The sequence below is a fragment of the Shewanella polaris genome, from assembly GCF_006385555.1.
Lineage (GTDB): Bacteria > Pseudomonadota > Gammaproteobacteria > Enterobacterales > Shewanellaceae > Shewanella > Shewanella polaris.
Map to the genome: position 1 here is coordinate 4,551,863 of NZ_CP041036.1, position 25,601 is coordinate 4,577,463.

The following is a 25,601-nucleotide window of genomic DNA, read 5'->3' on the forward strand; positions in this document are numbered from 1 at the left end:
AAGACCATCTACGGAAGCTGTAGTCAGGACGGCAACAGAATATAAAAAAGCGTCATTGATGACCAATAACAACTAAAAACGGCACGGATAGCAAAAAAATAACGATCTGACCGGGATAGTCACATAGCAAGTACGGATACTTGGAATCAGAATAAGGTGCGTTAAGCACTGTTTTACAAGGTGGCAGTTTATACTGCCGCCTTTTTTTATGTCTAAATCATACCAATATTGGTATTTTTCAAATACTTGGTATTATTTAACCGCATTCGCTATATAATCGTTAATCAAGTCAATACCTAGGTACCGCTGTATTTGATGAACGTATGCCCGCTTTGTAATCATTGTGCTGATTTTTTTGTTCAAGACAAAAAAAGAGCCTTCTATGCCTGCCCGCAATGCGGCTTAATTTTTGCTGACTCCAAATCATATCTTATGCCTAACCTAGAGCGTCAACATTATGGTCGAGCACAAAAAAAATCCAAACAAAAACAATTAACACAATTTATTTTGCCTTTACTCGATCAAATCTCTCAGCAACAAACAGGCACGCTAAAGGGCTTGAACTTTGGCCGAGTGCTCGATGAGCAAAGCCAACAAACTATTCTAAACACTGGTAACTTAGTTAATCAGTACGATCCTTTTTTTGCAGCAGATCAGTCGGTACTAAAGCAACATTATGACTTTGTCTGTTGTTACCGTGTTTTTGAACATTTTCGTCATCCTCACCGAGAATGGATGTTACTCAATCAACTGATTAAACCCGGCGGTTGGTTAGCCATAAGTACTCCCTTATTAACCGATAAAGACCACTTTGCTAAATGGCATTACAAAAATAATCCAACTCATGTCAGCTTTTATCAGCAGGCAACATTCGAATATTTAGCATTTAATAGTGATTTTGAGCTATTATTTGCATCGAAAGATCTAGTTTTGATGCAAAAAGCATCAAAATCTGATATAAAGCGCATCCTTATTTAGTGCCTTGTAGAAATTACTCTGCAAGGACGTGTTTAGAAAACCTAATGAGAACATCATGGCTCGCAGTAAAAAAACTCGCAAAGGCGGCGAAAACGGCGCTAAGTTTGCCCCAAGAGTAAAAAAAGTTGATCGTAACGCGGTTGATGGTAAAAAATCAGACGCTGGCCATAAATCTGGCAGCCGTCATAATGAAGCTTTGCTTAAACAAGCTTCAGGTACTACATCGGTTAAGAGTAAAGATGCACGTCATGGCAGTAAAAAGCCTGTAGCATTAACATTACCGACATCTATTACCAAACCATTGGTAGTTAAGCCTAAACAGCCTAAATTGACTGACGAACAAAAGTTATTAAAACTTGAAGAAGACCCAAGGTTGAATCAATTACTTGACCAACTTGAAGAAGGTCGTGACTTGTCTGATACCGACCAAAAATGGTTAAATACTCAATTAGACAAGATTGAACAACTGATGCTGAATTTAGGCCTTAGTGAAGGTGATGACACGCCAACTCAAAGCCCTAAAAAGCAACAGACTGATGATGAGCTATTAAATCGTTTTGAATCAGGAGCAGATTTGCTCAAAGATTATCAGCAGAAAGATTAATCTTCTCGATAAAGTAATACCAAGCTATTTCTTGGTTTGATGTTTAAAAACTGGCGCATATGGCGCCAGTTTTGTATTCAAAAAAGGATAAATTGTGTCTACAACGGTCATCATTATTGCTCTAGTTATTATTATTGCCCTTGCAAGCTATGCAACACACTTGCTGTTAACACTTAAACGTCAAACACAAGCTAATCAACAAGCACTGGCAGAGCGTAAGGCTAAAGCCGACGAGCGTAGACAACAAATACTGACAGATATCCGTTACATTGCCGCTGCGATGTTAGAAGAGCGCTGTGAGCTGTCAGAAGGCGTTATGCGCATAGGGAAGTTATTTGACGTATTATCTATGTCGGAACAAGTTATGGGAGACTTCCCTAATCTGTTTACCCATTATAAATTGATTCGAAATCACCCCATCATGGAAGCGCGTACAGACTTGCCTAAGCAACAACGGATGAAGTTTGATTTAGAACGTATGAAATCAGAAGCAGCATTAGAACAACTTATTTTAGACGAGACAAAACACATTGCTGAATTTGATAAACCAATGACTCATTAACGCTGACGTTATCCACAAGTCATAAGCAAAGAGCAACATGGCACGTTATACTGTAAAAGGTCTAAACCAAATCATCTCCTGACCGTTTGCTAATGCGGTTAAATAATGGCTAGATTATCTTCTGCCTTTTTCTGTATCAAATGAATAAAAATAATAACAAGCGTTAACGCTCAATGATTGGGAGCAAAATATGTTCTATACACTTTGTTCAGGATTACTTCGCGTTATGGGTTGGAAATTTGAAGGCCAACTCGATACCACTCAACCCTGCGTAATGATTGTTGGGCCACACACGAGCAACTGGGATTTTGTCATTGGGATCCTTGCCCGCAGTGCTTTAAACACTAAAATCCATTTTTTAGGTAAACACCAATTATTTATCGCCCCTTGGGGATGGTTGTTTCGAGCCATGGGTGGAAGCCCTGTTGATCGACGAAAACACAACAATTTGGTCGATGCCGCGGCTCAACTTTTTCAACAAAATCAGAATTACAAATTAGCGTTAGCACCCGAAGGAACCCGCAGCCAGGTCAATCGTTGGAAAAGCGGTTTTTATCATATTGCAGTGAAATCAGAAGTGAATATTGTGCCTGTTGGTTTAGACTTTGGTCGAAAAACCATAGTGCTGGCACTGCCTATGGCACCCACGGGCAATATCGAAATCGACATAAATCAATTAATGGACTTTTATCGAACGATTAAAGGCTGCCATCCAAAAGCTATTCCTATATATCTGTTAAGGTCCACACCAGAACGCAACTGAGGATTTAATACGTTAAGTATATTCCCCAAGCTATTCTCAGCTAACAAATTGCCATCACCCAAGGTTAGTGTGCATAGGCGTTACCAATTAGCTTGCGCTGGTATCGCCCAAAACAACGACACCAGCGCCAATGGTTTATCTAGCCTCTTATCAATGTTGCTCTTCAGCGTGTTGCTCTTCGCAGTGTTTAATGCTGCGAATATCTGTGCCTGTCGGAATTTGAAATGCCCGTAAACCAAACTCAGGTAATATTGCAAAAATATGATCAAAAATATCTGCTTGAATTGCTTCGTAAAAAGTCCAACGAATATCATTAGTAAAAATATACAATTCAATCGGTAGACCTTCCGTAGTGGGGGCTAGTTGCCTCACCATCAATGTCATGTCTTTGTGTATTTTATCATGGCGACGTAGGTACTCTTGTAAATACGCCCTGAATGTTCCGATATTAGTCAAATGACGACCATTTACCTTCATATCAATATCGCTAATATTGGCATTAGCAGCGCTGATCTCACTAAATATTTGTGGTAAATATTCTTTTAAATAATTCACTTTACCTAAGCGAATACGTTCAGCATCATTTAAAAACTGGATGCTATTTACATCAATATTTATAGAACGCTTTATCCGTCGACCACCTGATTCAGACATACCACGCCAGTTTTTAAAGGCATCCGACACTAAGGCGTAAGCGGGGATCATGGTAAGCGTATTGTCCCAATTACGAACTTTGACCGTCGTTAAAGTAACATCTTCCACTGTTCCATCTGCTTCATATTTATCCATTTGGATCCAGTCCCCCTTGCTCACCATGCGGTTGGCGGCAAGTTGAATTCCAGCGACAAAGCCCAAAATAGTGTCACGAAACACCAACATGACCAAACCAGTAGCCACACCTAAGCCACTAAAGAAATATATGGGTGACCGGTCGGCTAGAATTGAAAATACAATAATTAAGCCGATAAAAAATAGAAATAACTTAATTAATTGAACAAAGCTAGTTACCGGTAAACGTCGATTAATATGATTCATATCAGCGATTTTATCAGCAGCATTGAGTGCGCTATAAATCGCTCGTAAAATAAACAACACCAATAATGAGCTCAGCAAGCGATCAATAACCATACTGGCAACATCATGTGAGGTAAGTACGATAGGTAGCAGTAAATCAAGAATCCCAATAGGCACAAGTAAGGCGACTCGTTCAAACACATTAAAGTGCATAAAGATATCGTCCCACTTCACCGAGGACCGACGGATCATCATATTAATCCCATGTGCCACAAATCGATGTGCAATGAAATAACTAATACCCGCAACCAGTAAACAGGCAAAAATCAATATTGAGGTCGCCAATCCATCTGTTGGCTGGCTATTAACACCTAATCGGGTTAACCAAGCTGCAATTTCAATCCGCACTTCTGTATTCACAAACAAATCCTTAGCCACTTTTGCCTCTTACACAATCAAGAGACTTAAATTAAACCGCATAAAAATAATCAAACACTCGTAGCTCATTATGCCCTGTGTTGATAGAGAACGTTAACTAAACCTCAACACTATCCGCCGATAGGCTAAATATAAATCCAAGCCTCTATTTTCACTATGATGTTAACTGTTAGGCGCTGTGGGATGATACCCATAACAGATAATACAAACCTTCATTTTACTCATGGATGAGACAAGATAATAAAAACAATCTTATAGTCCATTATCGAATTTATCATCAACTTATCAACCACTCTCATTTTTTAAATAACAAAGACATTGCTGTTTAAAAACACATCATTCATCCTAGCTTGAATATACCAGTATTGTTTTACATTAACCGATTTGTAAGGAATGTTATGTCGTGGGATCAAGTGTGGATTGATATAAACGTGGCGACCATGGATGCCAATATACAAGGAGCTTATGGCGAAATATATCAAGCGGCCATAGCAATCAAAGACGGAAAAATTGCTTGGATTGGCCCACGCAGTGATCTGCCCGAATTTGATGTACTGGCAACCCCAGTTTACAGAGGAAAAGGCGGCTGGATAACGCCAGGGCTTATCGATGCACAAACTCACTTGGTTTTTGCCGGTAATTGTGCCAACGAATTTGAACAGCATTTACAAGGCGCGACTGATGCCGAAATAGCTTGTGCTGGTGGCGACATTACCTCGATAGTTAACGCTTGTCGCGATGCAGACGATGTCGAATTATTTGAACTGGGACGGCAACGCTTAAACGCCTTAGCCAGAGAAGGCGTCACCACGGTTGAAATTAAATCCGGCTACGGATTAAACACTGAAACCGAGCTTAAGCTACTGCGGGTCGCACGCGAATTAGGTGAGCATCATCATATTGATGTCTGCACCACCTTTATGGGCGCACATGTTATTCCGCCAGAATATAAAGACAATGCTGACGCCTATATCGACTTGGTCATCAACGACATGCTCCCCGCGGTAATCGCCGACAACCTTGCGGATGCGATTGATGTATTTAGTGACAATATCGCCTTTAATCTTGAGCAAATGGATCAAGTATTAACGGCGACTAAACGGGCTGGTCTGCAAATTAAACTGCATGCAGAGCAATTAACCAATATGGACGGCAGCACATTAGCTCCCAAGCTTGGGGCTAAATCGGTCGATAATACTGAATGTCTAGACGAAGCAGGAGTTAAAGCCATTAGCAAAAGTGGTACCTGCGCAACCTTGTTACCTGGTACGTATTACTTTTTACGAGAAACCCAATTACCGCCAATTGATTTATTGCGTCAATACAAGGTACCAATGGTAATTGCCAGCGATTTTAATCCTGTTTCATCCCCTATTTGCTCCACCTTATTAATGCTCAATATGGCCTGCACTTTATTTAGATTAACCCCAGAAGAAGCCTTACAAGGTGTGACCATAAATGCCGCCAAGGCCTTAGGTATTAATAATCATGTGGGTCATCTTGCCACAGGCATGCAAGCAGATTTTTGTTTATGGGACATCACAACACCGGCGCAACTGGCCTATGCTTACGGGGTTAACCCGTGTCAAACGGTAGTAAAAAATGGTCAAGTAGTTGCATTACCTCGTTAATCAGCCCGATTAACTGCTACTCGTTGTTAGCGCTATATATATGCTAACAACGAAATTGTAGTCATAACATTTCCACTCAACAGCCCTGTTAAATCCGCCGAATTCATATACTAAGTCCTCTTCAATAATAAATTAATCAATAATATGGTGATTTTAAGATCAATTTCATTTAGGCTATACATATTATGAACGAACGTTCAAAATATTTTTGTTATTGATTATTGTTTGAGTAGTCGTATTGCTCAAGTTTATCTTCTCCATTTCGACCTAACCCAAATTGTCAGAGGTATTATGAAAATCCGCACTTTAATGTCGCTTGCTACTGCATTTGTTCTGCTCCATAGCAGCACTGTGTTCGCTAATGAATCTGTTAACTCCGAAACACCACAGCTAACTAAGCCTAAAGTGATCATTTTTGATGTAAATGAAACCTTGTTAGATCTTGAAAATATGCGCAAATCAGTTGGCGCAGCGCTTAATGGCCGTGAAGATTTACTGCCTTTATGGTTCTCAACCATGTTACACCACTCGTTAGTTGTATCAGCCACTGGCGATTACCAAACATTTGGCAGCATTGGCGTTGCCTCACTGCAAATGGTTGCCGAAATCAACGGTATTGCCATCACACCAGAACAAGCTAAAACCGCCATTTTAACACCACTTCGTTCATTACCAGCTCACCCAGATGTAGCACAAGGTTTAGCTAAATTAAAAGCTCAAGGCTACAAACTAGTGACCTTAACTAACTCATCATTAGAGGGCGTAACCTTACAGCTTAAAAATGCTAATTTAAGCCAGTATTTCGATGCCAACTTAAGCATAGAATCTGTTGGGGTATTTAAGCCGCATTTAAAAACATACCAGTGGGCCATTAAAGATTTAGGCGTTAATGCAAATGAAGCATTAATGGTTGCCGCACACGGTTGGGATATTGATGGTGCTAATAAAGCAGGCTTACAAACCGCTTTTATTCGTCGCCCAGGCAAGGTGTTGTTTCCGCTAGCAGCACAACCAGACTACAACGTATTGGATGTGAATGAACTCGCCAGCACTTTAGCTAAATTTAAGTAGTCTTAACGATTATCGCCCAGCCAATGCTGGGCGATAAATGTAAACAGAATTAGAGCCTGTATATGGCCTCCTCCACTGCTGTATCAATATTCCCCCCTCAAGACCACTTGCACTGCCCCTTGCCATTAACGATCAATTAACATTTAATGAATGTAGATTAATCATCGCATTAAAAGGGAAAACAAATGAGAAAGGCATATTTAGCGCTATCAGTGGCATTATGTTTTGCTAGTGTAAGCGCAAACACCATGGCACAAACCACACTGGTGCATCACGTTAATGGTTACACGCTCGTTGACGGGAAACTGCAAACCTTTAATGCTATCCAATTTACTGACGACAAAATTGATCGACTATTTACCTTAAACCAAGCCTTACCTAATGCAACTGATATCACCTCAATTGATGGCAAAGGTAAAACCCTGCTGCCCGGATTAATCGATGCTCATGGCCATGTGCTGAGTTATGGTTTGAGTTTGTTAACCGCAGACTTAACCAACACCAGTAGCGAACAACAAGCCGTAGAACGAGCACAAATATTTAGTAAAAACAACCCGACTGACGGTTGGCTAATGGGCCGTGGCTGGAACCAAGAGTTATGGAACAGCAAACAATTCCCAACGAAAGAAAGCCTAGATAAAGCCTTTAGTGCTAACCCAGTGTCATTTGGCCGAGTTGACGGTCATGCCATTTGGGTTAACAGCAAGGCGTTAGCACTCGCGGGAATTTCCTCAACAACTGTGGCACCTGAAGGCGGTGAAATTGTTAAAGACGAACAAGGTAATCCAACTGGCGTGTTAATCGACAATGCCATGAACTTAGTGTTTAACATCATCCCCGATCTTAACCAGCAGCAACTACAATCCACTTTAACCCTCGCAATGGACAGCCTAGCGTCATACGGACTCACCAGTGTGCACGATGCTGGTATCAGCATCGACAACATCAAAGCATACCAACAATTAGCAGCTAACAATGCCATGAGCGTACGCGTAAATGGCATGCTGTCTGTTGAAGACCCTCGCTTTACAGCCATTTTAAAACAAGGCCACATCACCACTGCCGATAACATGTTTAAAGTCGACAGTGTAAAAATATCGGCAGATGGCGCGCTTGGCAGCCGCGGCGCAGCGTTAATCAAAGAATATTCAGATCAACCCGGCCATAAAGGATTAATGCTGTATTCAGACGATCAACTCGGCAAACTGATTTTACTGTCGATGAAAGCGGGATTTCAGGTCAACACCCACGCCATTGGCGACAATGCTAATCAAGTGGTACTCGATAAATACCAAACTGCCATTGCAGCAACAGACTCAAAAGCATTACGCCATCGTATTGAACATGCACAAATTCTCGATTTAGCCGACATACCGCGTTTTTCCAAACTTGGGGTTATCGCATCGATTCAAGCAACCCACGCCACCAGCGACAAAAATATGGCCGAAAACCGTTTAGGTAAAGCCCGTCTAGCTGGTGCTTATGCGTGGCGCAAACTGTTAAACGCCAATGCTGTCATCGCCAATGGTTCAGACTTTCCTATTGAATCGCCCAACCCATTTTTTGGATTGCACGCTTCAGTCACTCGCCAAGATCATGTAAACCAACCACTAGACGGCTGGCTCGCCACTGAAAAACTCTCGCGCATCGAAGCGCTCAAAAGCTTCACCATCGACGCCGCCTTCGCAGGCCATCAAGAGCAGTTATTAGGCTCATTAGAACCCGGCAAAAAAGCAGACTTTATCCTAGTTGAAGATGACTATTTTACAATCGACCCACAACAGATCTGGCAAAACAAAGTCATCGCCACCTGGGTAAACGGCCGCAAGGTATTTGCAAAAGAGTAAGATGCATTGAGAATCGTTTGTTGATAAGTAAGATAAGTAGAATTGGTTTTAATAACGTTTCAGCCTGTGTGCCAAAATGACACCGGTATTGCTTATTGTACGTTTTAACACCATAATGGCTATGTGACATTTTGGCACGTATGGGGATTATATTATGGCGACTACTTTACCTCGCATCACCGCTAGAGTTGATGTCGACACCCAAGATTTACTGACAAAGGCTGCAGCTATAGCGGGTATGTCGAGCATTAACTCATTTGTACTCAGTGCAGCAATCGAAAAAGCCAAACAAGTAATAGAACGTGAACAAACACTAAAACTTAACCAAACAGATGCAATGTTGCTTATGGAAGCGTTAGACAGTCCAGCAACACCAAACTCAAAACTCAAAACGGCTTCGGAACGTTACGAAAGCAAAACCCAATAATGAATACGGTACTTTTAGATAAAGCTAAACACGATAGAAACCGATTCAACTGTGGTATTGATGCTCTTAATAATTACTTAAAAATCATGGCGAGTCAGCAAGCAAAGAAAGACAACTGCAGAACGTTTGTTTTAGAAGATGATAACGATAACTCGCATATCATCGGCTTTTATACCTTAACAATGACACCAATTGACCTAAATGCTCTGCCGGATAAGCTACAGAAAAAGTATCAATCATCAACCTCTGGCGGCCTAATAGCCCGCTTAGCCATCGATGACCGTTATAAAGGCCAAGGCTTTGGCGAATGGTTACTTATTGATGCACTACGAAAACTGTTAGCGGCAAGTGATAGCGTAGCATTCCCAGTCGTCATTGTTGACGCAAAAGATGGCGCAACACACTTCTACGAACATTATGGATTTCAGGCCTTTCAAGACGCAGAAAACAAACTGTTCATCACCATTGCAGATGTAAGAGCAAGCTTAAGTTAACTTGAAAACTTAAACCCAAGAATTTACCACGGGAAAACCATTTAACGGGTTCATCATGGCATTCACTCTCCGACACGCACAAGTTCATCCCTGTAGCTCGGCCGCCCCGTCCATGGGGCGGACGGTCGACTCGCAAATTACCATGACCAACCTTTTAAGCATTTTCGGTAACTGTTAGCTATAAAAGACTAGTGCTGTTTTCAATAATTTGCCGGTGCGGGAGAATTTACTTGTTATAAACCCATTTTATAACATTTAGAACAACGGATTAATCAAGTAGCCACAAACTTTAAGTTCATTGGCTACACCAATTTTCCAAGCACCGAAATCATCGAGCGGGACGTAAACGACGCCGCTAATATCATTTGGGGTCTCAATTTGACCTTTAACTAATGAACAAACATTTTCTCTTCCGAGCTTTGCCATTAAATAACCATGTTCAAACACCACGTTTTGACGTGCCCTATCTCTAGCAGGAATTTTCGTTTCATGCGCTCCTCGCCCTTTATCACAAGCGGTATATAAAACTAGAGCGAAATCAGCATCATTGGAATATTTCTCTATTTTTTCAATAATTGTCATTCCAGCGTTAGCTTGCTCATGCAAGATAATCACTTCTAGACCTAACTGCTCGATAAACCTGCTGATCTCTTGTTTAGCTTCATTATCTCGACCATGAACAATAAAAACCTTCCTTTTATTTCTAGCAACTTGAGTTGATTGAGATAGAATTTTTTTTGGAATTGGTGCCGTCTGTTCTAATTGAAGTGCATTGCCAAATTCTAATTCATCAAGTAACTGCGTGAATTGTTCTGAAATATATGTCCTCCGTTCAGCGTATGAAGAAAATTTAGGCTGAATAAACCCCCAAAAAGAATCTAAGCTTCTATGTTGTCTTATCCAATGAGGTAATTTTGATGCTATAGCTGGGTTTTTAAGTAGTTCCTGGCGTAATGCTTTATATTCTCCAGAATCTGAAGCCATGCCAGTTGCTCTAGCTGTTAGAACATTAGCTAGATAACTTACTTTATCAAAATCAGTTTCTAAGAATTCTATGCTCAACTTTTTAAATTCCCTATAAATTTTAGTAATCTTAATTTGGACTTAATAATGTACAAATAAATCCGCAGTTTAAGTCATTAATATCATCCTACATTTGCTACATCTTTGATGTAAAGCGGTTAAATCTATTCGTGTTACAACTGCATTGAAGCCGTTGAAGAAAATAGCGTGAGCTGGCCATGGACGGCCAGCTAGCTTTCGAGGGGAAGGGACGCCCCATCGGAAGCGTTAGCATTTTTGAATAAGGCCGAAGAACACCAAAACGAAGTCAAAAGCTGGATTCAACCACGTCGCGAAATTATCGCTTTTCAGATAATTTTGATGTGGCGGCTGGGAGTTCCAAGAGGGAACAGCCGTTGGTTTCCTCTTGGTCTGGTGTGGGCGAAGCGCCACGACGTTAGTGGCCGCTGGCCATAAAACACAACCAAATAAGAATATAGTTGAGACAACAGTAAAAATTGACCATGTCACCACCTAGATGATCACATGGCCAAAAAAGACTAAATAAACGAATTAAGCTTGAGTAAACTGCTCATACAGTTTGTCTTTTAATACCAAACGGTCAAGCTTTGCTTTTTCAATAAACTCATCACTTGTTGGCGTATTCTGTAACTCCAGCTTACGTATTTCAGTATCTAAATCATGATACCGCTTCGCATCAGTTGCGAACTCAGCATCACTAGCAGTTAATGATTTAATTTTGTCTTGATACTCAGGAAAATCTACTAATAACGCATGGTTTTCACCTAACATAACCCTCTCCTTTTCATACTAAACTTAAGCCCGTTAGACCATATTTGAACCCTATCGTCAAACTGACACTACTACTTCACAATACATGCTCATAAAAACTGTAAGAGCTTAATCTTAAGAACTGTTAGGATATAACCATATTCCAACCTGAATGCCACGTAAACCTAATGAGTAATTAATGAAAAAAATTATCCATGTCATTATGTTGAGCCTGCTCGTTAGCGCTTGCACAGACTCCACCACCGCTGACAATAATTCAAACTCTACAGCCACTGACAGCACTGCAAGCAAAACAGCCACCAAGCTCAGTCTAAAACAACAAGTCGCATCAATCACTAAAGACTATTTTGTACTCAGACCCGAAGTTGCCACTTACTACGGCGTGAGTGATGCCAGTATCAACGCCAATGTGATGTCTAAACTCACCGACTACAGTCCATCTGGTGAAACCCACCGTCGCAAAGGACTTAAATCAATACTGAGCCAACTCAACGATATTGATGAAGCAAGCTTAACGCCCTCTGAAACAATCAGCTTAAACGCGATAAAGTCTGAAGTGAAAGGCGCTTTATTACCAGCTCAAGTGGTTAATTATGGCAACGTGTTAGGTGAATACGGCGTATGGTTTTTACCTTATGCTGTTAACCACTTATCTGGTTTACAAATTGAATTCCCCGGTTATATGGAAGACAAATTTGCCGTCACCAATACTGCCGAAGCCGAGGCTTATTTAACTCGCTTAAGCATGTACCCTGCCGCTATGGGCACATTGGTCGATAAACTCAATCACGATGTATCGATGGGCGTCATTCCACCAGACTTTGTCATTGATAAAACCCTACGCGGGTTACAAGCTCAAATCAGTGGCCCAGCAAACAGCCATCCTTTAGTGACCAGCTTTAACGCTAAACTTAACGCAGCCAAAGTAGATAATAGCGATACGTTGGTAAAGTCTGCTGCCGAGTTAGTTGACACTAAATACTATGCCGCCACCCGCCAACTGATTGCAGCGTTAGAAGCGGTGCGCCCAAAAGCAACTCATGAAGCTGGTATTGGTCGTTTACCCCAAGGGGCGAAGTTATATCAATCGCTGATCCAACATTTAGGCAATTCGACCAAAACTGCCGATGAAATTCATCAACTCGGATTAACGGAAGTGGCACGTATTACTACCGAAATGGACGGGTTACTCAAAAAAGTCGGTTATGTTGACGGTACCGTCGGTGAGCGCATGCAAGTGTTACTCAACGACCCACAATATCTTTACCCTAATACTCCAGAAGGCAAGCAACAGCTAATGGCCGATATTCAAGCCGACTTAGCCTTAGTTGATGCAAAATTACCAGACTGGTTTGGGCGTTTACCTAATCAAGATGTGGCCATTGAAGCGGTACCAGAAAGTCGCGCCGCTTCGACTAGTGGCGCATTTTATGACGCACCATCACAAGACGGTTCACGCAAAGGCACCTTCTGGATCAGCTTGTATGACACAGCATCACTGCCATCTTATTCATTACAAACCTTGACCTACCACGAGACTAATCCAGGCCATCATTTACAAACCATTATTGGCTTATCTGATGAACTGCCGCTACTAAGTACAGTATTTTATTCCAATGCTGCAGGCGAAGGTTGGGCCTTATATGCCGAGCGTTTAGCCGCCGAAATGGGCATTTATGCAAATGATCCTATCGACAACATTGGCCGTTTGCAGTCAGAGCTACATCGTGCGGTTCGCCTTGTGGTTGATACCGGCATACATGCCAGAGGCTGGAGCCGTGAACAAGCCATTGATTATTCTGTTGCTACCGAAGGTATTCATTTGTCGGAAGCCACAGGCGAAATTGAACGCTATGCCGTTTGGCCGGGCCAAGCACTCGGCTATAAGTTAGGTGAGCTGAAAATTATCGAACTACGCGCAAAAGCCAAACAAGTTTTAGGTGATAAGTTTGATATTAAAGTGTTCCACGATCGCTTATTAGAAAATGGCGCCTTGCCATTAGATTTAATGGAGCAAAAAATTAATCAGTGGTTAGCCAGCGAAACTGCTGCGTAATCAATCTCGACTAGGAATACTAAACCTCAGCTCAGAATAATAGTGTTTGAGCAGGTTACACAATAAAGCCACAGGGCGAACACTCGTACTGTGGCTTTATTGTCATTTATCATTTTTATCGTTTGGTTTAGCTTGATTTTGACACGCTTAGTTTTGAAATACTTATTTTTGAAACTCAGCTAATTGCTTAGTGTATTTGTTTTGATAAAACGGATGGTCGGTACTCGCTAACGCTTGTTGTTCAGCTTCGATAGCCTGAGTCATTTTACCTGTAGCAGCATAAACACTGGCTAACTCATGGTAGGCCGAATGCGCTTTAGGATAGGCTTTCAGCGTATCTTGATAAACCCCAATCGCTTGCTGTGGTGCAGCTTTAACTAAACTATTACCTAAGGCTAACAGCGAATCAATTGCTGGCACATCAAAGCCATAAACCTCATCAGACAAACGTTTATAGTAGGCTAGAATTGCTTTCGTTCCTTGTTGAGATACTTCTGAATCAGCCGCTAAAACAGTGTGAACATCGTTAAATATCATCTCGATGCCCAACGCCGTCGCCAAAATAGGTTGGGTCATATAATAGCTGCCGTCAAAACGTTTGATTTGATAGTTCAATTTATGATTGGCATGGGTTTGAATAATATCTTCAAGCTTAGCAAACGAATCCAGCTGCCTTTGCTCAAAGCCGCTATCACTGGTGCTAATAAATAGAAATCTTGGTTTGCCTTGCATGTTTTTGAGCTTTTTAGACGCATCATTGAGCACATAGGCAAAGTCTGTTGATAACACCGGGCTGGCAGCAATATAGGCATTAAATAAACTAGGACGATTGATTAAGCTGTAGAGCACTAAACCTGCATTGCCAGTAAAGCCGTTAAAAATACGAAAGCCATTGGTGCGATAACGTTTATCAATTGCGGGCAATAAATCTTGTTCAAAAAAGTCCAATAGTGCTTGATCGCCTTGCTGCTCTATCGCACCCTGTTTTAACTTTCCCAAGCCTTGGTGGCCGTCGGGCGCGGTAACAATAATGGTTTCTAACCACGGCCAGCCGCCGTTATGGCTCATCCAATCGTGCATGCCTGCTAAATACAAATGGCTGCGCGGATGTAAGTCAAATAACACCACATAGTGCTTATCGGTTTGTTTTAAATAATCGTTCGGCAAGGTCACCAAAAAATCGACTTTCTCGCTAAATAAAATGGATTTCACGCTCAGGGTTTCGGTAGTCTGCTGCGGCAATACATCTGTAGCAAACACTAGACTAACGTGAAAAAAACTCAGTAATAACGTGTATATAGATATACTTTGGCGTGATACTTTCGGCCATTTTAAAAAACGACCCGTCCCGATGTTTAGCATACTAGCTTCCTTGTCAGACTTAAGCGTTGAGCAATATTCGAACCTAACAGACCTTCCTAAACAAGGCAATTTAACATTATCTAATATAGTTCACACCTTGCACTAAAAGTCACCTTGTATCGATGCTATATCACGAATAGCACTAGCCTTAGCCGTCAATAAAGCTTAGGATCATCAATAAGCTAATTAATTGTTTTCGGAGTAACAAATCATATGAGTATTAGAGCTATTATCGTTGATACCGCCGGTACCACTACCGATCTTAACTTTATTCAAGATGTGTTATTTCCTTACTCACGAAAAGAGATGGCTAACTTTCTTGAACAAAATCAACATAACGTAATAGTTGATTATTGTATTAGCGATATTAAAGATATTGCCCTAGAGCCAGATGCCACACTCGAGCGTGTGACTGAGATTCTGCAACAATGGATCGATGAAGATCGTAAAATTACTCCTTTAAAAACACTGCAAGGACTCATCTGGAAACAGGGTTATAACCGCGCAGAGTTTACTGGCCACATTTATCCTGACTTTATTGACAGCATTGAACGAATCAAAGAAAAAGGCATCCGCATTTATAGTTTTTCATCTGCCTCAGTTGAAGCGCAAAAACTGCTTTTTAGCCATACCGAGTCAGGTGATTTAACCCTGTCTTTCAATGGCCACTTTGATACCCGCACGGGTAATAAATTAGACAAACAAGCCTATTGTAATATTTGTAATACGATTAGTTTGAAGCCAAAGCAAATTTTATTTGTGTCAGATGTCGCTGAAGAGCTAAAAGCCGCAGAAGCCGCAGGAATGACGACTTGCCAAATGGTCAGATTTGCAGATCAGCGCCAAGCTAAGTGTAGAAAAATCAGCAGTTTTAGCGAATTAACTTTCGATTAATACTTTTCTACTCAACATAAAAAACGACCTTTTCAGGTCGTTTTTTATGTCTGTAGCAAATCTATTAACTGGGGAATGCAGGTGAGATACATTTTTTTACTTTAAAATGATAACCGTATTCAGCATTGATATCGGGAGTTATCTCCAGGATTTCATAATCATTAAGCTCAACCACATGCGACAAAGGTAATTTTTTACACCGTGATTTGGTATTAGCCTCTAATTGAAAGGCGAACAACGCAATAGCTTTACGTACACTGGTAAAATACTGGCTGCGTAAATGGTTATAAGGCTGTTTTGCTATCTCATCAATTGCCTCAAGTTCTTGCTCGCGAACTAGCTCGTCAGCCGTTTTAATGACTGGTGGTTCTTCAGCTTTTTTGTCGATGGATTCATCTTTGTCCTTGTCTTGACCTTTAACCGCTAAGGTAGAACCATCATCTGCAAGTATTTCCTCTTCGGTTTCTGCTTCAACTAATTGTACAACTTGCGGATCAGCCAACGCTTTTTCAACTTGGCCATAAAGGTCCATCAGCATAGCAAGGTGATACAACACCACCGCCGCAAGAATAACTCGCACCCAAAAAGTCGTACGATGAAAATGTACGTGATTAATCAGACGAAAGTTTTTCACACCAAAAGGACGGAGTATAAAAGAAATGCCAAACATTAACGGAAAAACAAGCTGTAGTAATAACAGTACAATACAGCTCATTACCACACTCCATGCAGGAATGTAGAGCAAAATGGCGAAGTTATGGGTGTAATTAAAACTACTGGCTGCTACGCCAACCACATCGTTAACCACTGAGCTTGAGCTAGCCAAGGCAAAATTGGCCACAATTGCATAAAACAGTAATAACACTGCTTTGCCTGCCAAACTGTGCCACATACGCTCAAACAAATGCCAAAACTCAATCGACATCGCCATCACGCTTATCATCGCGACCCACACAACAGAGTCAGTAGTGAACAGTAATATGATTGCCACCAAATACAACTTTTGTGGAAAACTCAGTTTGGTTTGTAATTCGGTAAACCGTGAACAAAACACCATCCAACATGACGATATCCATAAACTTGATGTTGTTAAAAAAGTCTCTTTTCCCAAGGTGAAAATCCTTATGAGGTTACTGGCTACACCGACTGCAAATAGCCACTGTCCCTTGCTGTTCATCAGCCAGACTGTTAAATTAACAGATAAGATTTAAACAAGCGTTTAATTTATTAATTCATAACAGAGAACCGCCATGAATGACTTTTTAGCTCAACATTCTATCAGCACAGATATACAAGTTGCATGGGGTGAAATGGATGCACTGCAACATGTTAATAATTCTGTATATTTTAAGTACTTTGAAACCGCTCGTCTCGATTTCTTTAATCAAATTAACTTACTTGGCGATCTTAAATCTACTGGCGTAGGTCCAGTACTTAGCGAAACCAATGCCCGCTTTAAGCGTCCACTAACGTTTCCGGACGCCATCATTGTTGGTGTTAAGATCAGCGATATCAGTGAAGACCGCTTTGTTATGCATTACACCGTTTTCAGCAAAGCACAGCAAGCGGTTACCACTATCGGTTGGGCAAAAGTGGTGATGTTTAATTTTAAAACGGGTCAAAAAGCCAAATTAACCCCAGCATTACTTGAAGCCTTAAAACAACATGAATAGCGCTGCACATACGATACATACATTAATCATGCGAAAATAGCAGGACACGTCTATGAGTGACCAGAATACCGTGACAGTGCAACACCAAGCTAGCCAACATCGTTTTGTGGTTGTCACTCAAGGCGTCGAAGCCATGCTTGAATATCGCTTAGACGGTCAAAATATCGATTTTCACCGCACCTTTGTACCACCTACGTTACGCGGCCAAGGCATTGCCGAAAAGTTGGTGCGAACAGGATTGGCTTGGGCTAAAGCACAAAAGCTTAACGTTAGTGCAAGCTGCAGTTATGTGGTCAAGTTTTTACGTTAACGCTTAAACTGTGCCTGTTAATGCAGCCAATTGTTGACGTACATCGTCAGCAAGTGGTTCACTTTTTTCGGTTTGATAATTGTAATGCACCATGGTGGTAGTCGCTTCGGCGGTTTTGTTACCGTGCTGCCAACAGCTTTGTAATATATCAAAACTGCTGTTACCTAAACGGCTAATGTGCGTTTTTACAATTACCTCCTCGCCATAATACGTTGGCGCAGTAAAGGCGATGGTAAAACCGGCAATAATCATGTTCCACTTGGTTAGGTCTTGCCCGGGGTTAACGATTTCAAAAATCGGCTCACGAGCGGCTTCAAACCACACAGGGATCACTGTGTTATTAATGTGTCCTAACGCATCGGTTTCACAAAAACGTGGTTTCAAGTTCATGCTAAATTGAGTATCTGCCACAAAAGTTCCTTTATTATTATTTTAATATGATGACTATAAGTCCATTGACGTTAGTCTTGATGGATAAAACACCTTTGTCCCATTCTAACGACTCAAGTTGTTATAGGTCATCAAAAAAATCTTTATCGCGGATATATTTATGCATGTAGTGCGATACAAATGGTGACAACAACCAACTAGTAAAGCTGAGCAAAAAACGTTTTAGTGGGGAAATATTGTCGTATATACGTTCATTATGCAGCCACAGCATTCGCCCAACATGGCAGAAAAGCCCCGGGAATGGTGGTAAAAACGTGACAATATCTACCCCGCAGCAAATACGGTAGGTTCGCCGATGTAATAAATATTGACGTTGGAAATTCCGAAATCCTGGTGCCGGTTGACCAAAGGTCACGACCCGTTTAATCGATTTTGGAAACTGTCGTTCTAATCTATCAGCCGCCAAAATAGCCATTGCGCCGCCAGACGAATGTCCAGTCAATGTAATGCGTTTACCCAATGAAATAAGTGGATTAACAATGGTATAGAGTTGCTGAAAAATACTTTTATCATCCAGATACTCTGGTGATATAGGATTGCTAAGCTGTTCCAATAAATAATCGTAACCGTAATGGACGTGATAATAGCAGTCGTCAAACTGTTTCACTTTAGGCAGGCAGAGCAGATTGATTAACCATTCATGTACAGTCTGCGAACCACGAAATACCACCAGCACTTCAGGATGATCATCACGCCACAACACTCGCGCGCAGATATGTCCCCAACGATTGGCTATTTCGACATAATTGTCGCGTGAGAACCCTAAATATTGCGGATCAAAGTCGGTTTGATACGTTACCTTGCACAACACCGCATAACGTTCATATTGGTAGCGTTTGAGCTTTTTCACATTGATGTTATCGGTCAGGTAAGACTGATTGGAGCATAAGACAAACAGATGACATTTCTGTGAATCCTAGCGATCTCTCAATAACAAAAGGGACGCCATGTGGCATCCCTTTATGATTAAATCACTCGATATCAATGACCATACATGGCGTTAATTTCAGTATGATATTTACTGTAAATCATTTTACGGCGCAACTTTAATGTGGGAGTAATTAAACCCGCTTCCATCGAAAATGCTTCATGTAATAAGGTGAATTTTTTGATTTGTTCAAAACTGGCTAATTCAAACTGCAACTCTTTTAAGCGCTGCTCAAAATGCGCTACCACTTGTGAGTGACGTAATAACTCAATTGGGTTTTCAACATGAATACCTTGGGCCTGAGCCCAGGCTTCTAAAGCTTCAAAAGCGGGTACAATTAGCGCTGATACATAGTTACGCGCATCAGCAACAATAGCAACTTGTTCAATAAACGGACAACATGCCACCTTACCTTCAACCCGTTGCGGAGCAATATATTTACCGTTAGAGGTTTTCATTAATTCTTTAATACGATCGGTAATATATAAGTTACCTTGCTCATCAATACGACCAGCATCACCGGTTTTTAACCAGCCGTCTTCAAAGGCTTCAGCGGTATCTTCAGGGCGATTGTAATAACCACGCATCACTGTTTCGCCACGCACCAAAATTTCGTCGTCTTTGCCTAGTTTAATTTGCATAGCATCTAACGGTTTACCGTTTGATCCTGGCACACGATTATCTAAAGTATTACAGGTTACCGTAGCGCAGGTTTCTGTCATGCCATAACCACACAATACTGGAACACCAATACTGTGAAAAAAGCTGCCCACATTAACATCGAGTGCAGCACCACCGACAGGCATAAACTTTAAACGGCCACCCAATACTTGCTGTAGCTTGCTAAAAACCAACTTGTTAGCCAACTTCCACTGTGCACTTAACCATAAACTTCCAGAGGCACGGCCTTGGTTAACTTCGAACTGACGTTTACCTACTGCCATCGCCCAAGCAAAAAGTGCTTGCCTTGGTTTAGAGGCTTTACTGACTTTATCGTGTACGGCGCTGTATATCTTTTCTAAGAATCGCGGCACGGCACATAAGTTATGTGGTCTAACCGCAATTAGAGCTTCTTTAATGCGATGAGTATCATTTAAATACACATTATGGCCACCACGGCATAACACATACATGCTCCAACCGCGCTCAAATACATGGCTTAGCGGTAAAAAGGCTAATGACACATCACCCGGAGTGAAAGGTAACTCGCTGTCATGTTGGTTAATCATGGAGGCAAAATTACGGTAGTCGAGCATCACACCTTTGGGATTACCTGTGGTACCAGAGGTGTAAATCAGCGTGAATAAATCATCTAAGCTGGTATTCGCTAATCTGGTATTGAGTTCATCCGTAATAAGGGGATTAAATTGCGCGGTTAATACGTGATCAAAATACACATGATTATCGGCATTCAGGGTCACATTAGCGTCAAACACAACAATGTGTTGCACACATTCAGCTTGTGCGGCAATGGCACATGCCATGTCATATTGTTGTTGGTTATCAGCAAAAATTAATTTTGCCTGAGCATCGTTAACAATAAATACGGCTTGATCAATCGTGCTAGTGGGATACACAGGCACCACCACGTTACGCGCCTTAAGGGCACCGATATCGGCACAAGTCCATTGCGGGCAGTTTTGGGCTAAAATGACTACTTTATCTTGCACTTGTAAACCAAATTCAATTAACAACTGTGCGACAGAGTCTGTAATCGTATTAAATGCACCCCACGTCACCATATGCCAAGGAGCAGGCATATCAAAGCCTTCAAGGGCAATATTACCACCTAAAGATTGGCTTTGTTGTTGTAGAAGTCTAACGACGTGATATTGATTTAGTGACATATAACAGTGACCTTTTTAGCTTACAAGTGTTCCGCTTTTTGTATTCTACATTAAGCAGCGACAAATCATAAGAGCTTTTGCTCTATTTTTGAGCTAAAGGTCACGTTCATATACTAAACTGATAAGCTGCTAGATCCATAAACCGCTAAATTAACCAACAGAATTAAGGTGTAGTAATACCATTTATCCACAAACGTTTTTTGCCCCAAGCTAATACGCCAATACCAATAAGTACCAGTGCCGCATCAATAACTAGCCACACAAAAATACTGTTACCATCTCTTAAAGCGGCAAAGCTCAGCGACACCACAACAGAATGAACTAACACTATTAGCATTGCCGCTGTGGCTTGCAGGCTATTACGACTTGCCGAACCTATGCCCAACATAATCGCACAGCCCCAAAAAGTACTTAGCCCTAAATGCAGTATAAATAACCCATCATATTGAGGATCAATTAAGCTGTTTATAAAACAGAGCACGCTTACCATCACCATTAAAACAGCAATAAAACGATATTGGCTACGATAAAATGCATTGCGCAATCCACTCAGACCACTATAACTAGGCAATAAAAACAGTGTTTCAGCGGCTCGCCAACGTTGAATTCGGCTCCAATGTACAATGGCACAACTGATCACGCTAAATTGCGCCAATAGAAATAATGACGGTACATCAATATCAAACAGCCACGACAGCAACATTAATCCGAGGGTGATTAATGGCAAACACAACAACATAACCGTTAACACTGGGCCGATAAAAAAGTTCATTGGGTGAAACAGCCTCTCCACACGAGTAATCCAAGTGAATCCTTTTATACTTGGCAGCCACATCCAGCCCATTTGCACTGCATTGAGGTGCACCACGCGCGCCTCATTATTCCAGCTGAGTTGGCGGCATAAGGGAATCACCCTAAACAACAGAGCTGCAATCGTTGCCAACATTAGCCAGGTTGGAATATGAAACGCGAGATTATCGATAAACGGCACGGAAACGAAGAGTAAAAACGATAAATGAAAACTGTTACTGCGCCATAAACAAGCCCATATAAACAGTAAACTAACAACTATCCCTAGCAGCAATCTGGGGATGACATCATAAGCAGCAAAAGCAATACAGACCAATAGCTGTATCAATAACATACCCACTGCGATGGTAACCGCCTGAACGAGTACGAGCTGTTGATAATTAGGTATTAGACCGGTCAGCTCGGATGCTGCTAAACGATTTAATTGCCACGCTATTGCTGCCGCTGTAGAGACTGTGGCCATTGAAAAAACTAAACTGACAATATCAGTTTTACCTATGACTAAACACAGAATTCCCAGCGCAAGGCCAAGCCCTGCTGTGGCAATAAAGCTGACACAGCCTAAGTCATATAACCATAAACGCAACATGCCACGGTAAGGTTTACGCCATGATGAAAGCTGGCTATTTTGCAGCGATTGATTCATCGATGCAGCTCCATAAATAACTGTTCTAGGTTGAGTGATTTTTCACTCTGCACACCCGTAATATTTGATGGGTTGCCTTGAGTATCCACCAGCACACTTTGTCCGGTTTGGCTCAATATTTTATAATGTGACGGTAACTGGGCGTTGTCGGTTAAGTTGAGTAATTTAACCTCTTCACGCAGGGCGTCGATTTCTTTAAACAGTACCAGTTGGCCTTTTTTAATCAGGGCAACATGGCTGGCAACACGTTCTAAATCTGAGGTGATATGCGATGAAAATAACACAGCAGAACCCGAATCGAGTGCGAGATCGAACAAGTCACTCATAAACTGACGCCGGGCAATAGGGTCAAGGCTAGCAACGGGTTCGTCGAGTAATAATAAGGTTGGTCGATACGCCATGGCCATAATCAATGCCAGCGACTGACGCTGACCCACTGATAATTTTTGCACCGCTTGAGTGACATCCAAATCAAAACGGTTAAGCCAATCTTGTTCGAGTGCCATATCCCAGTTTGGATAGAAGCTGCGGTGCAATTCTAACGCTTTATCTATAGTGAAGCCTTCATAACCAAAAGGCTGTTGTGGCACATAACCGATGCATTCTTTGGCTGGTATTGACAAGGTTGCAGGTGTTTCTCCTAATGTTGTAATGTCTCCGCTGTCGATATCGAGAATACCTAACGCACAACGCATTAACGTTGATTTACCCGCACCATTTTGACCTAATAATCCGACTACCATGCCAGGATAAAGTGTCATCGACAGTTCAGCCAACACAGTTTGGCCTGCTGCAGATTTATCTTTGCTGGCAAAGGTTTTGCTCACATGATTAAAACATAAAACGGGCTTATCTTCGGCTTCCATATCGACTTCCTAAATGATGTCTTTAAAAATTAGCTCTGCAATCGCTATTCTTTATTCCAAAATTGTTCCAACAATGCTTGTAACTGGTCATAATCGACCCCTAATTGTAGTGCTTGCTCAACCAATGCAGTTAATTGTGGAGCCAGTAAACTGCTGCCAGAATCATTATTAGCTGCGGTTCTAGCAGCCACACGTGACGGCTGACCACGACGACGCTCAACCCAACCTTGGTCGACAAGTTGCTGCATGGCTCGTGATACCGTCATTGGGTTTACCGCTAAATGTTCGGCAAGTTGGCGCACTGATGGCAAAACATCTTCGGGGTGCAATTGCCCGCCGACAATTAAGCGCACGATTTGATCGTGCAACTGTCGGTAAATGGGTTCGCCGCTGCTGGGGTTGACATTTATTAATTCTAACATTAGCCTTTAACAACTGTATTAATTCATTGATACACTCATACACTAGATGCTAAGGTATCATAATCGTCATGAAATGCAAAAAGGAAACGTTCCGATGATCAACAGGAAGTTTATCAACACCGACTTAGCCAAGCGGATTGTTCGTCCAGATTTATGCCAATCGGCAACGCGTACTAGTCGATGGCTCGCGGTTGCTATTGCTATTTTACTTGCCAACAATAGCTTTGCTGATACATCGGAAGCCAATGTGGTCGAACCGGCTAAAACCAGCGCTTGTTACTTAGACGGTTTAGATGAGCAATTACAATGCGGTAAAATAACGGTAGCAGAAAACCCTAAGCTACCAGACGGTAAGCAAATTGATATTCATTTTGCTATTTTACCTGCGATTAAAAATACTCATCCAGATGAAGCTTTACTCGCCATTGCTGGTGGTCCAGGTCAATCTGCTATTGAAAATGCCGCTGGCTTTAATCGCATGTTGACCAAAGTTCGCCAGCAGCGTGATATTTTATTGATTGACCAACGCGGTACAGGTCAGTCGAACATTTTATCTTGCGACGATGATACCTCTTTGATGCTTAGCATTAATGATGACGACCTCGATATCATCGCCATGACAGAGAAATGCCTAGGTCAAATTGATGCAGATGTAAGTCAATACGGTAGTAATACCGCGTTAAAAGATTTCGAAGCAGTACGCGAATATTTAGGTTATCAAAAACTACATTTATACGGTATTTCCTACGGAACACGTATGGCACAGCTTTATATGCGTCATTACCCAGAAGCCTTACTAACCGTGACATTAGATGGCGTGGTACCGATGCAACAAAGTGTTGTAGCCATTGGTGATTCAATAGAGCGTGGTTTAAATGTGTTATGGCGCGACTGTAAAAGCACACCCGCTTGCCAGCAACAGTTTCCTGATTTAGCTGACGAATACAATAAAGTCGACCAACTGCTCGCCACCGCACCGATAAACCAACAAGTACGTGACCCCCAAACAGATGAACTCAGCGACTTTCTACTCACCCGCGGTAAGTTTAGCGGCGCAATTAGAATGGCGATGTACATGGCAAACATCCGTGCACTGATCCCCCATGCTATTCATCAAGCGTCACAAGGTAATTACCAACCAATATTAGGTATTTACGCTTTAACAGCTGACAGCACAGGTATTGCTATGGGCATGCATGCATCCGTGGTGTGTGGCGAAGACATTCACCGCATTACAGATCAAATGCGTAAAGATGCGAAAGAATCGTACATCAGTGGCAACATGTTAGAAGGGTTAGAAAAAACCTGCCAGGTTTGGCCAATACAGCCTGTTGATGACAACTTTAGTGAACCCATTCACAGTGATCTACCCACTTTATTGTTATCTGGCGAGTTAGACCCAGCTACTCCACCCAATTGGGGCGCTTTAGCACAAGAGAAACTCACCAACTCAAAACACTTCATCGCACCTTACGCAACCCACGGTGTAGCGGGACAAAGCTGTGGCAATGATTTAGTGGCCCAGTTAGTCGAACAAGGTTCAGTAAAAGATATCGATGCAGAATGCTTACAAAAAGATGTGCGTCGTAGCTTTTATCTCAACGCTAACACCGTAGAAGTGCTGCCGGTTGTCGACACGGCCACAGACATAGAAACAACAGCACCAGCGAATACCGCTGCGGATAAGGAATAG

General features: G+C 41.8%; 25 protein-coding genes. 14 read left to right on the forward strand and 11 right to left on the reverse strand.

All coding sequences use genetic code 11. The features are described 5' to 3' along the window. The first annotated feature begins 315 nt into the window (after positions 1 to 315). From FH971_RS19905 to FH971_RS19920, 4 genes are all read left to right on the forward strand, one after another. Positions 316 to 978 (forward strand): class I SAM-dependent methyltransferase, encoded by a 663-nt coding sequence (locus tag FH971_RS19905; RefSeq protein WP_140235657.1) that lies wholly within the window; start codon positions 316 to 318, stop codon positions 976 to 978. Between the two features lie 55 nt (positions 979 to 1,033). Further along, the gene (gene yihI, locus FH971_RS19910) at positions 1,034 to 1,582 is read left to right on the forward strand and encodes a Der GTPase-activating protein YihI (protein ID WP_140235429.1); all 549 of its coding nucleotides are present in this window, start codon (positions 1,034 to 1,036) and stop codon (positions 1,580 to 1,582) included. A 94-nt stretch (positions 1,583 to 1,676) separates the two neighbouring features. Further along, positions 1,677 to 2,144, forward strand: coding sequence for a DUF2489 domain-containing protein (locus FH971_RS19915; protein WP_140235430.1), 468 nt, complete (start codon positions 1,677 to 1,679; stop codon positions 2,142 to 2,144). 190 nt (positions 2,145 to 2,334) lie between these two features. After that, positions 2,335 to 2,907 carry a lysophospholipid acyltransferase family protein gene (locus tag FH971_RS19920; protein WP_140235431.1) on the forward strand — a complete coding sequence of 191 codons (573 nt, stop codon included), beginning with the start codon at positions 2,335 to 2,337 and terminating at the stop codon, positions 2,905 to 2,907. A 150-nt stretch (positions 2,908 to 3,057) separates the two neighbouring features. On the opposite strand, the gene FH971_RS19925 is transcribed toward FH971_RS19920, so the two are convergent. Then, positions 3,058 to 4,341 (reverse strand): mechanosensitive ion channel family protein, encoded by a 1,284-nt coding sequence (locus tag FH971_RS19925; protein ID WP_137224283.1) that lies wholly within the window; start codon positions 4,339 to 4,341, stop codon positions 3,058 to 3,060. Positions 4,342 to 4,757: 416 nt separating this feature from the next. On the opposite strand from FH971_RS19925, the gene hutI reads away from it, so the two are divergent. From hutI to FH971_RS19950, 5 genes are all read left to right on the forward strand, one after another. Continuing rightward, positions 4,758 to 5,990, forward strand: coding sequence for an imidazolonepropionase (gene hutI, locus FH971_RS19930; RefSeq protein WP_140235432.1), 1,233 nt, complete (start codon positions 4,758 to 4,760; stop codon positions 5,988 to 5,990). A gap of 297 nt (positions 5,991 to 6,287) precedes the next feature. After that, complete coding sequence (locus tag FH971_RS19935; protein ID WP_420853484.1) at positions 6,288 to 7,061, forward strand: haloacid dehalogenase type II; 774 nt, start codon at positions 6,288 to 6,290, stop codon at positions 7,059 to 7,061. A gap of 185 nt (positions 7,062 to 7,246) precedes the next feature. Continuing rightward, the gene (locus FH971_RS19940; protein ID WP_140235434.1) at positions 7,247 to 8,908 is read left to right on the forward strand and encodes an amidohydrolase; all 1,662 of its coding nucleotides are present in this window, start codon (positions 7,247 to 7,249) and stop codon (positions 8,906 to 8,908) included. 154 nt (positions 8,909 to 9,062) lie between these two features. Continuing rightward, positions 9,063 to 9,335, forward strand: a complete 273-nt coding sequence (locus tag FH971_RS19945; RefSeq protein WP_140235435.1) for a type II toxin-antitoxin system TacA family antitoxin — start codon at positions 9,063 to 9,065, stop codon at positions 9,333 to 9,335. After that, complete coding sequence (locus FH971_RS19950; RefSeq protein WP_140235436.1) at positions 9,332 to 9,829, forward strand: GNAT family N-acetyltransferase; 498 nt, start codon at positions 9,332 to 9,334, stop codon at positions 9,827 to 9,829. The genes FH971_RS19945 and FH971_RS19950 overlap by 4 nt, the downstream gene beginning before the upstream one ends. Positions 9,830 to 10,084: 255 nt before the next feature. Here the strand turns inward: FH971_RS19950 and FH971_RS19955 are convergent, their stop codons facing one another. Further along, a complete protein-coding gene (locus FH971_RS19955) occupies positions 10,085 to 10,891 on the reverse strand; it encodes a TIR domain-containing protein (RefSeq protein WP_140235437.1) in 807 nt (268 codons plus the stop codon). 513 nt (positions 10,892 to 11,404) lie between these two features. Further along, the gene (locus FH971_RS19960; RefSeq protein ID WP_137224272.1) at positions 11,405 to 11,644 is read right to left on the reverse strand and encodes an HP1242/YdcH family protein; all 240 of its coding nucleotides are present in this window, start codon (positions 11,642 to 11,644) and stop codon (positions 11,405 to 11,407) included. 178 nt (positions 11,645 to 11,822) lie between these two features. Here FH971_RS19960 and FH971_RS19965 point away from each other — a divergent pair, with 178 nt between their 5' ends. Beyond that, on the forward strand, positions 11,823 to 13,700 hold the full coding sequence (locus FH971_RS19965; protein WP_140235438.1) for a DUF885 domain-containing protein: 1,878 nt from the start codon (positions 11,823 to 11,825) through the stop codon (positions 13,698 to 13,700). A 162-nt stretch (positions 13,701 to 13,862) separates the two neighbouring features. Here FH971_RS19965 and FH971_RS19970 read toward each other — a convergent pair whose 3' ends face one another. Beyond that, positions 13,863 to 15,062: an alpha/beta hydrolase-fold protein gene (locus FH971_RS19970; RefSeq protein WP_140235439.1), complete on the reverse strand. Its 1,200-nt coding sequence runs from the start codon at positions 15,060 to 15,062 to the stop codon at positions 13,863 to 13,865. Positions 15,063 to 15,275: 213 nt separating this feature from the next. Here FH971_RS19970 and mtnC point away from each other — a divergent pair, with 213 nt between their 5' ends. Next, entirely contained in the window at positions 15,276 to 15,956 is a 681-nt protein-coding gene (gene mtnC, locus FH971_RS19975; protein ID WP_137224266.1) for an acireductone synthase, read from the forward strand. A 64-nt stretch (positions 15,957 to 16,020) separates the two neighbouring features. On the opposite strand, the gene FH971_RS19980 is transcribed toward mtnC, so the two are convergent. Then, entirely contained in the window at positions 16,021 to 17,067 is a 1,047-nt protein-coding gene (locus tag FH971_RS19980; RefSeq protein ID WP_140235440.1) for a hypothetical protein, read from the reverse strand. Positions 17,068 to 17,206: 139 nt separating this feature from the next. Here FH971_RS19980 and FH971_RS19985 point away from each other — a divergent pair, with 139 nt between their 5' ends. Together FH971_RS19985 and FH971_RS19990 are read left to right on the forward strand one after the other, a co-directional pair. Then, positions 17,207 to 17,629 (forward strand): acyl-CoA thioesterase, encoded by a 423-nt coding sequence (locus FH971_RS19985; RefSeq protein WP_140235441.1) that lies wholly within the window; start codon positions 17,207 to 17,209, stop codon positions 17,627 to 17,629. 52 nt (positions 17,630 to 17,681) lie between these two features. After that, complete coding sequence (locus tag FH971_RS19990; protein WP_140235442.1) at positions 17,682 to 17,939, forward strand: GNAT family N-acetyltransferase; 258 nt, start codon at positions 17,682 to 17,684, stop codon at positions 17,937 to 17,939. A gap of 3 nt (positions 17,940 to 17,942) precedes the next feature. Here FH971_RS19990 and FH971_RS19995 read toward each other — a convergent pair whose 3' ends face one another. The 6 genes from FH971_RS19995 to FH971_RS20020 form a co-directional block, all read right to left on the reverse strand. Next, a complete protein-coding gene (locus FH971_RS19995) occupies positions 17,943 to 18,329 on the reverse strand; it encodes an acyl-CoA thioesterase (protein ID WP_371833654.1) in 387 nt (128 codons plus the stop codon). A 121-nt stretch (positions 18,330 to 18,450) separates the two neighbouring features. Continuing rightward, positions 18,451 to 19,239 carry a lipase family protein gene (locus FH971_RS20000; protein WP_137224256.1) on the reverse strand — a complete coding sequence of 263 codons (789 nt, stop codon included), beginning with the start codon at positions 19,237 to 19,239 and terminating at the stop codon, positions 18,451 to 18,453. A gap of 131 nt (positions 19,240 to 19,370) precedes the next feature. Beyond that, positions 19,371 to 21,164 (reverse strand): AMP-dependent synthetase/ligase, encoded by a 1,794-nt coding sequence (locus tag FH971_RS20005; protein WP_140235443.1) that lies wholly within the window; start codon positions 21,162 to 21,164, stop codon positions 19,371 to 19,373. 163 nt (positions 21,165 to 21,327) lie between these two features. Beyond that, positions 21,328 to 22,620, reverse strand: coding sequence for an ABC transporter permease (locus FH971_RS20010; protein WP_140235444.1), 1,293 nt, complete (start codon positions 22,618 to 22,620; stop codon positions 21,328 to 21,330). Further along, positions 22,617 to 23,486, reverse strand: coding sequence for an ABC transporter ATP-binding protein (locus tag FH971_RS20015; protein WP_137224250.1), 870 nt, complete (start codon positions 23,484 to 23,486; stop codon positions 22,617 to 22,619). Before FH971_RS20015 ends, FH971_RS20010 begins: the two co-directional genes overlap by 4 nt. A gap of 44 nt (positions 23,487 to 23,530) precedes the next feature. Continuing rightward, the gene (locus tag FH971_RS20020) at positions 23,531 to 23,908 is read right to left on the reverse strand and encodes a GntR family transcriptional regulator (protein ID WP_140235445.1); all 378 of its coding nucleotides are present in this window, start codon (positions 23,906 to 23,908) and stop codon (positions 23,531 to 23,533) included. A 94-nt stretch (positions 23,909 to 24,002) separates the two neighbouring features. Here FH971_RS20020 and FH971_RS20025 point away from each other — a divergent pair, with 94 nt between their 5' ends. Then, the gene (locus FH971_RS20025) at positions 24,003 to 25,601 is read left to right on the forward strand and encodes an alpha/beta hydrolase (RefSeq protein WP_140235446.1); all 1,599 of its coding nucleotides are present in this window, start codon (positions 24,003 to 24,005) and stop codon (positions 25,599 to 25,601) included.

What these genes read in the sequence shown, in the direction of transcription:
- yihI (WP_140235429.1), top strand. Translation starts at nt 1,034, where the DNA reads ATGGCTCGCAGTAAAAAAACTCGCAAAGGCGGCGAAAACGGCGCTAAG.
- FH971_RS20020 (WP_140235445.1), bottom strand. Translation starts at nt 23,908, where the DNA reads ATGTTAGAATTAATAAATGTCAACCCCAGCAGCGGCGAACCCATTTAC.
- FH971_RS20015 (WP_137224250.1), bottom strand. Translation starts at nt 23,486, where the DNA reads ATGGAAGCCGAAGATAAGCCCGTTTTATGTTTTAATCATGTGAGCAAA.
- FH971_RS19970 (WP_140235439.1), bottom strand. Translation starts at nt 15,062, where the DNA reads ATGCTAAACATCGGGACGGGTCGTTTTTTAAAATGGCCGAAAGTATCA.
- FH971_RS19990 (WP_140235442.1), top strand. Translation starts at nt 17,682, where the DNA reads ATGAGTGACCAGAATACCGTGACAGTGCAACACCAAGCTAGCCAACAT.
- FH971_RS19945 (WP_140235435.1), top strand. Translation starts at nt 9,063, where the DNA reads ATGGCGACTACTTTACCTCGCATCACCGCTAGAGTTGATGTCGACACC.
- FH971_RS19940 (WP_140235434.1), top strand. Translation starts at nt 7,247, where the DNA reads ATGAGAAAGGCATATTTAGCGCTATCAGTGGCATTATGTTTTGCTAGT.
- FH971_RS19960 (WP_137224272.1), bottom strand. Translation starts at nt 11,644, where the DNA reads ATGTTAGGTGAAAACCATGCGTTATTAGTAGATTTTCCTGAGTATCAA.
- FH971_RS19985 (WP_140235441.1), top strand. Translation starts at nt 17,207, where the DNA reads ATGAATGACTTTTTAGCTCAACATTCTATCAGCACAGATATACAAGTT.
- FH971_RS20010 (WP_140235444.1), bottom strand. Translation starts at nt 22,620, where the DNA reads ATGAATCAATCGCTGCAAAATAGCCAGCTTTCATCATGGCGTAAACCT.
- FH971_RS19905 (WP_140235657.1), top strand. Translation starts at nt 316, where the DNA reads ATGAACGTATGCCCGCTTTGTAATCATTGTGCTGATTTTTTTGTTCAA.
- hutI (WP_140235432.1), top strand. Translation starts at nt 4,758, where the DNA reads ATGTCGTGGGATCAAGTGTGGATTGATATAAACGTGGCGACCATGGAT.
- FH971_RS20025 (WP_140235446.1), top strand. Translation starts at nt 24,003, where the DNA reads ATGATCAACAGGAAGTTTATCAACACCGACTTAGCCAAGCGGATTGTT.
- FH971_RS19965 (WP_140235438.1), top strand. Translation starts at nt 11,823, where the DNA reads ATGAAAAAAATTATCCATGTCATTATGTTGAGCCTGCTCGTTAGCGCT.
- FH971_RS20005 (WP_140235443.1), bottom strand. Translation starts at nt 21,164, where the DNA reads ATGTCACTAAATCAATATCACGTCGTTAGACTTCTACAACAACAAAGC.
- mtnC (WP_137224266.1), top strand. Translation starts at nt 15,276, where the DNA reads ATGAGTATTAGAGCTATTATCGTTGATACCGCCGGTACCACTACCGAT.
- FH971_RS19995 (WP_371833654.1), bottom strand. Translation starts at nt 18,329, where the DNA reads ATGAACTTGAAACCACGTTTTTGTGAAACCGATGCGTTAGGACACATT.
- FH971_RS19920 (WP_140235431.1), top strand. Translation starts at nt 2,335, where the DNA reads ATGTTCTATACACTTTGTTCAGGATTACTTCGCGTTATGGGTTGGAAA.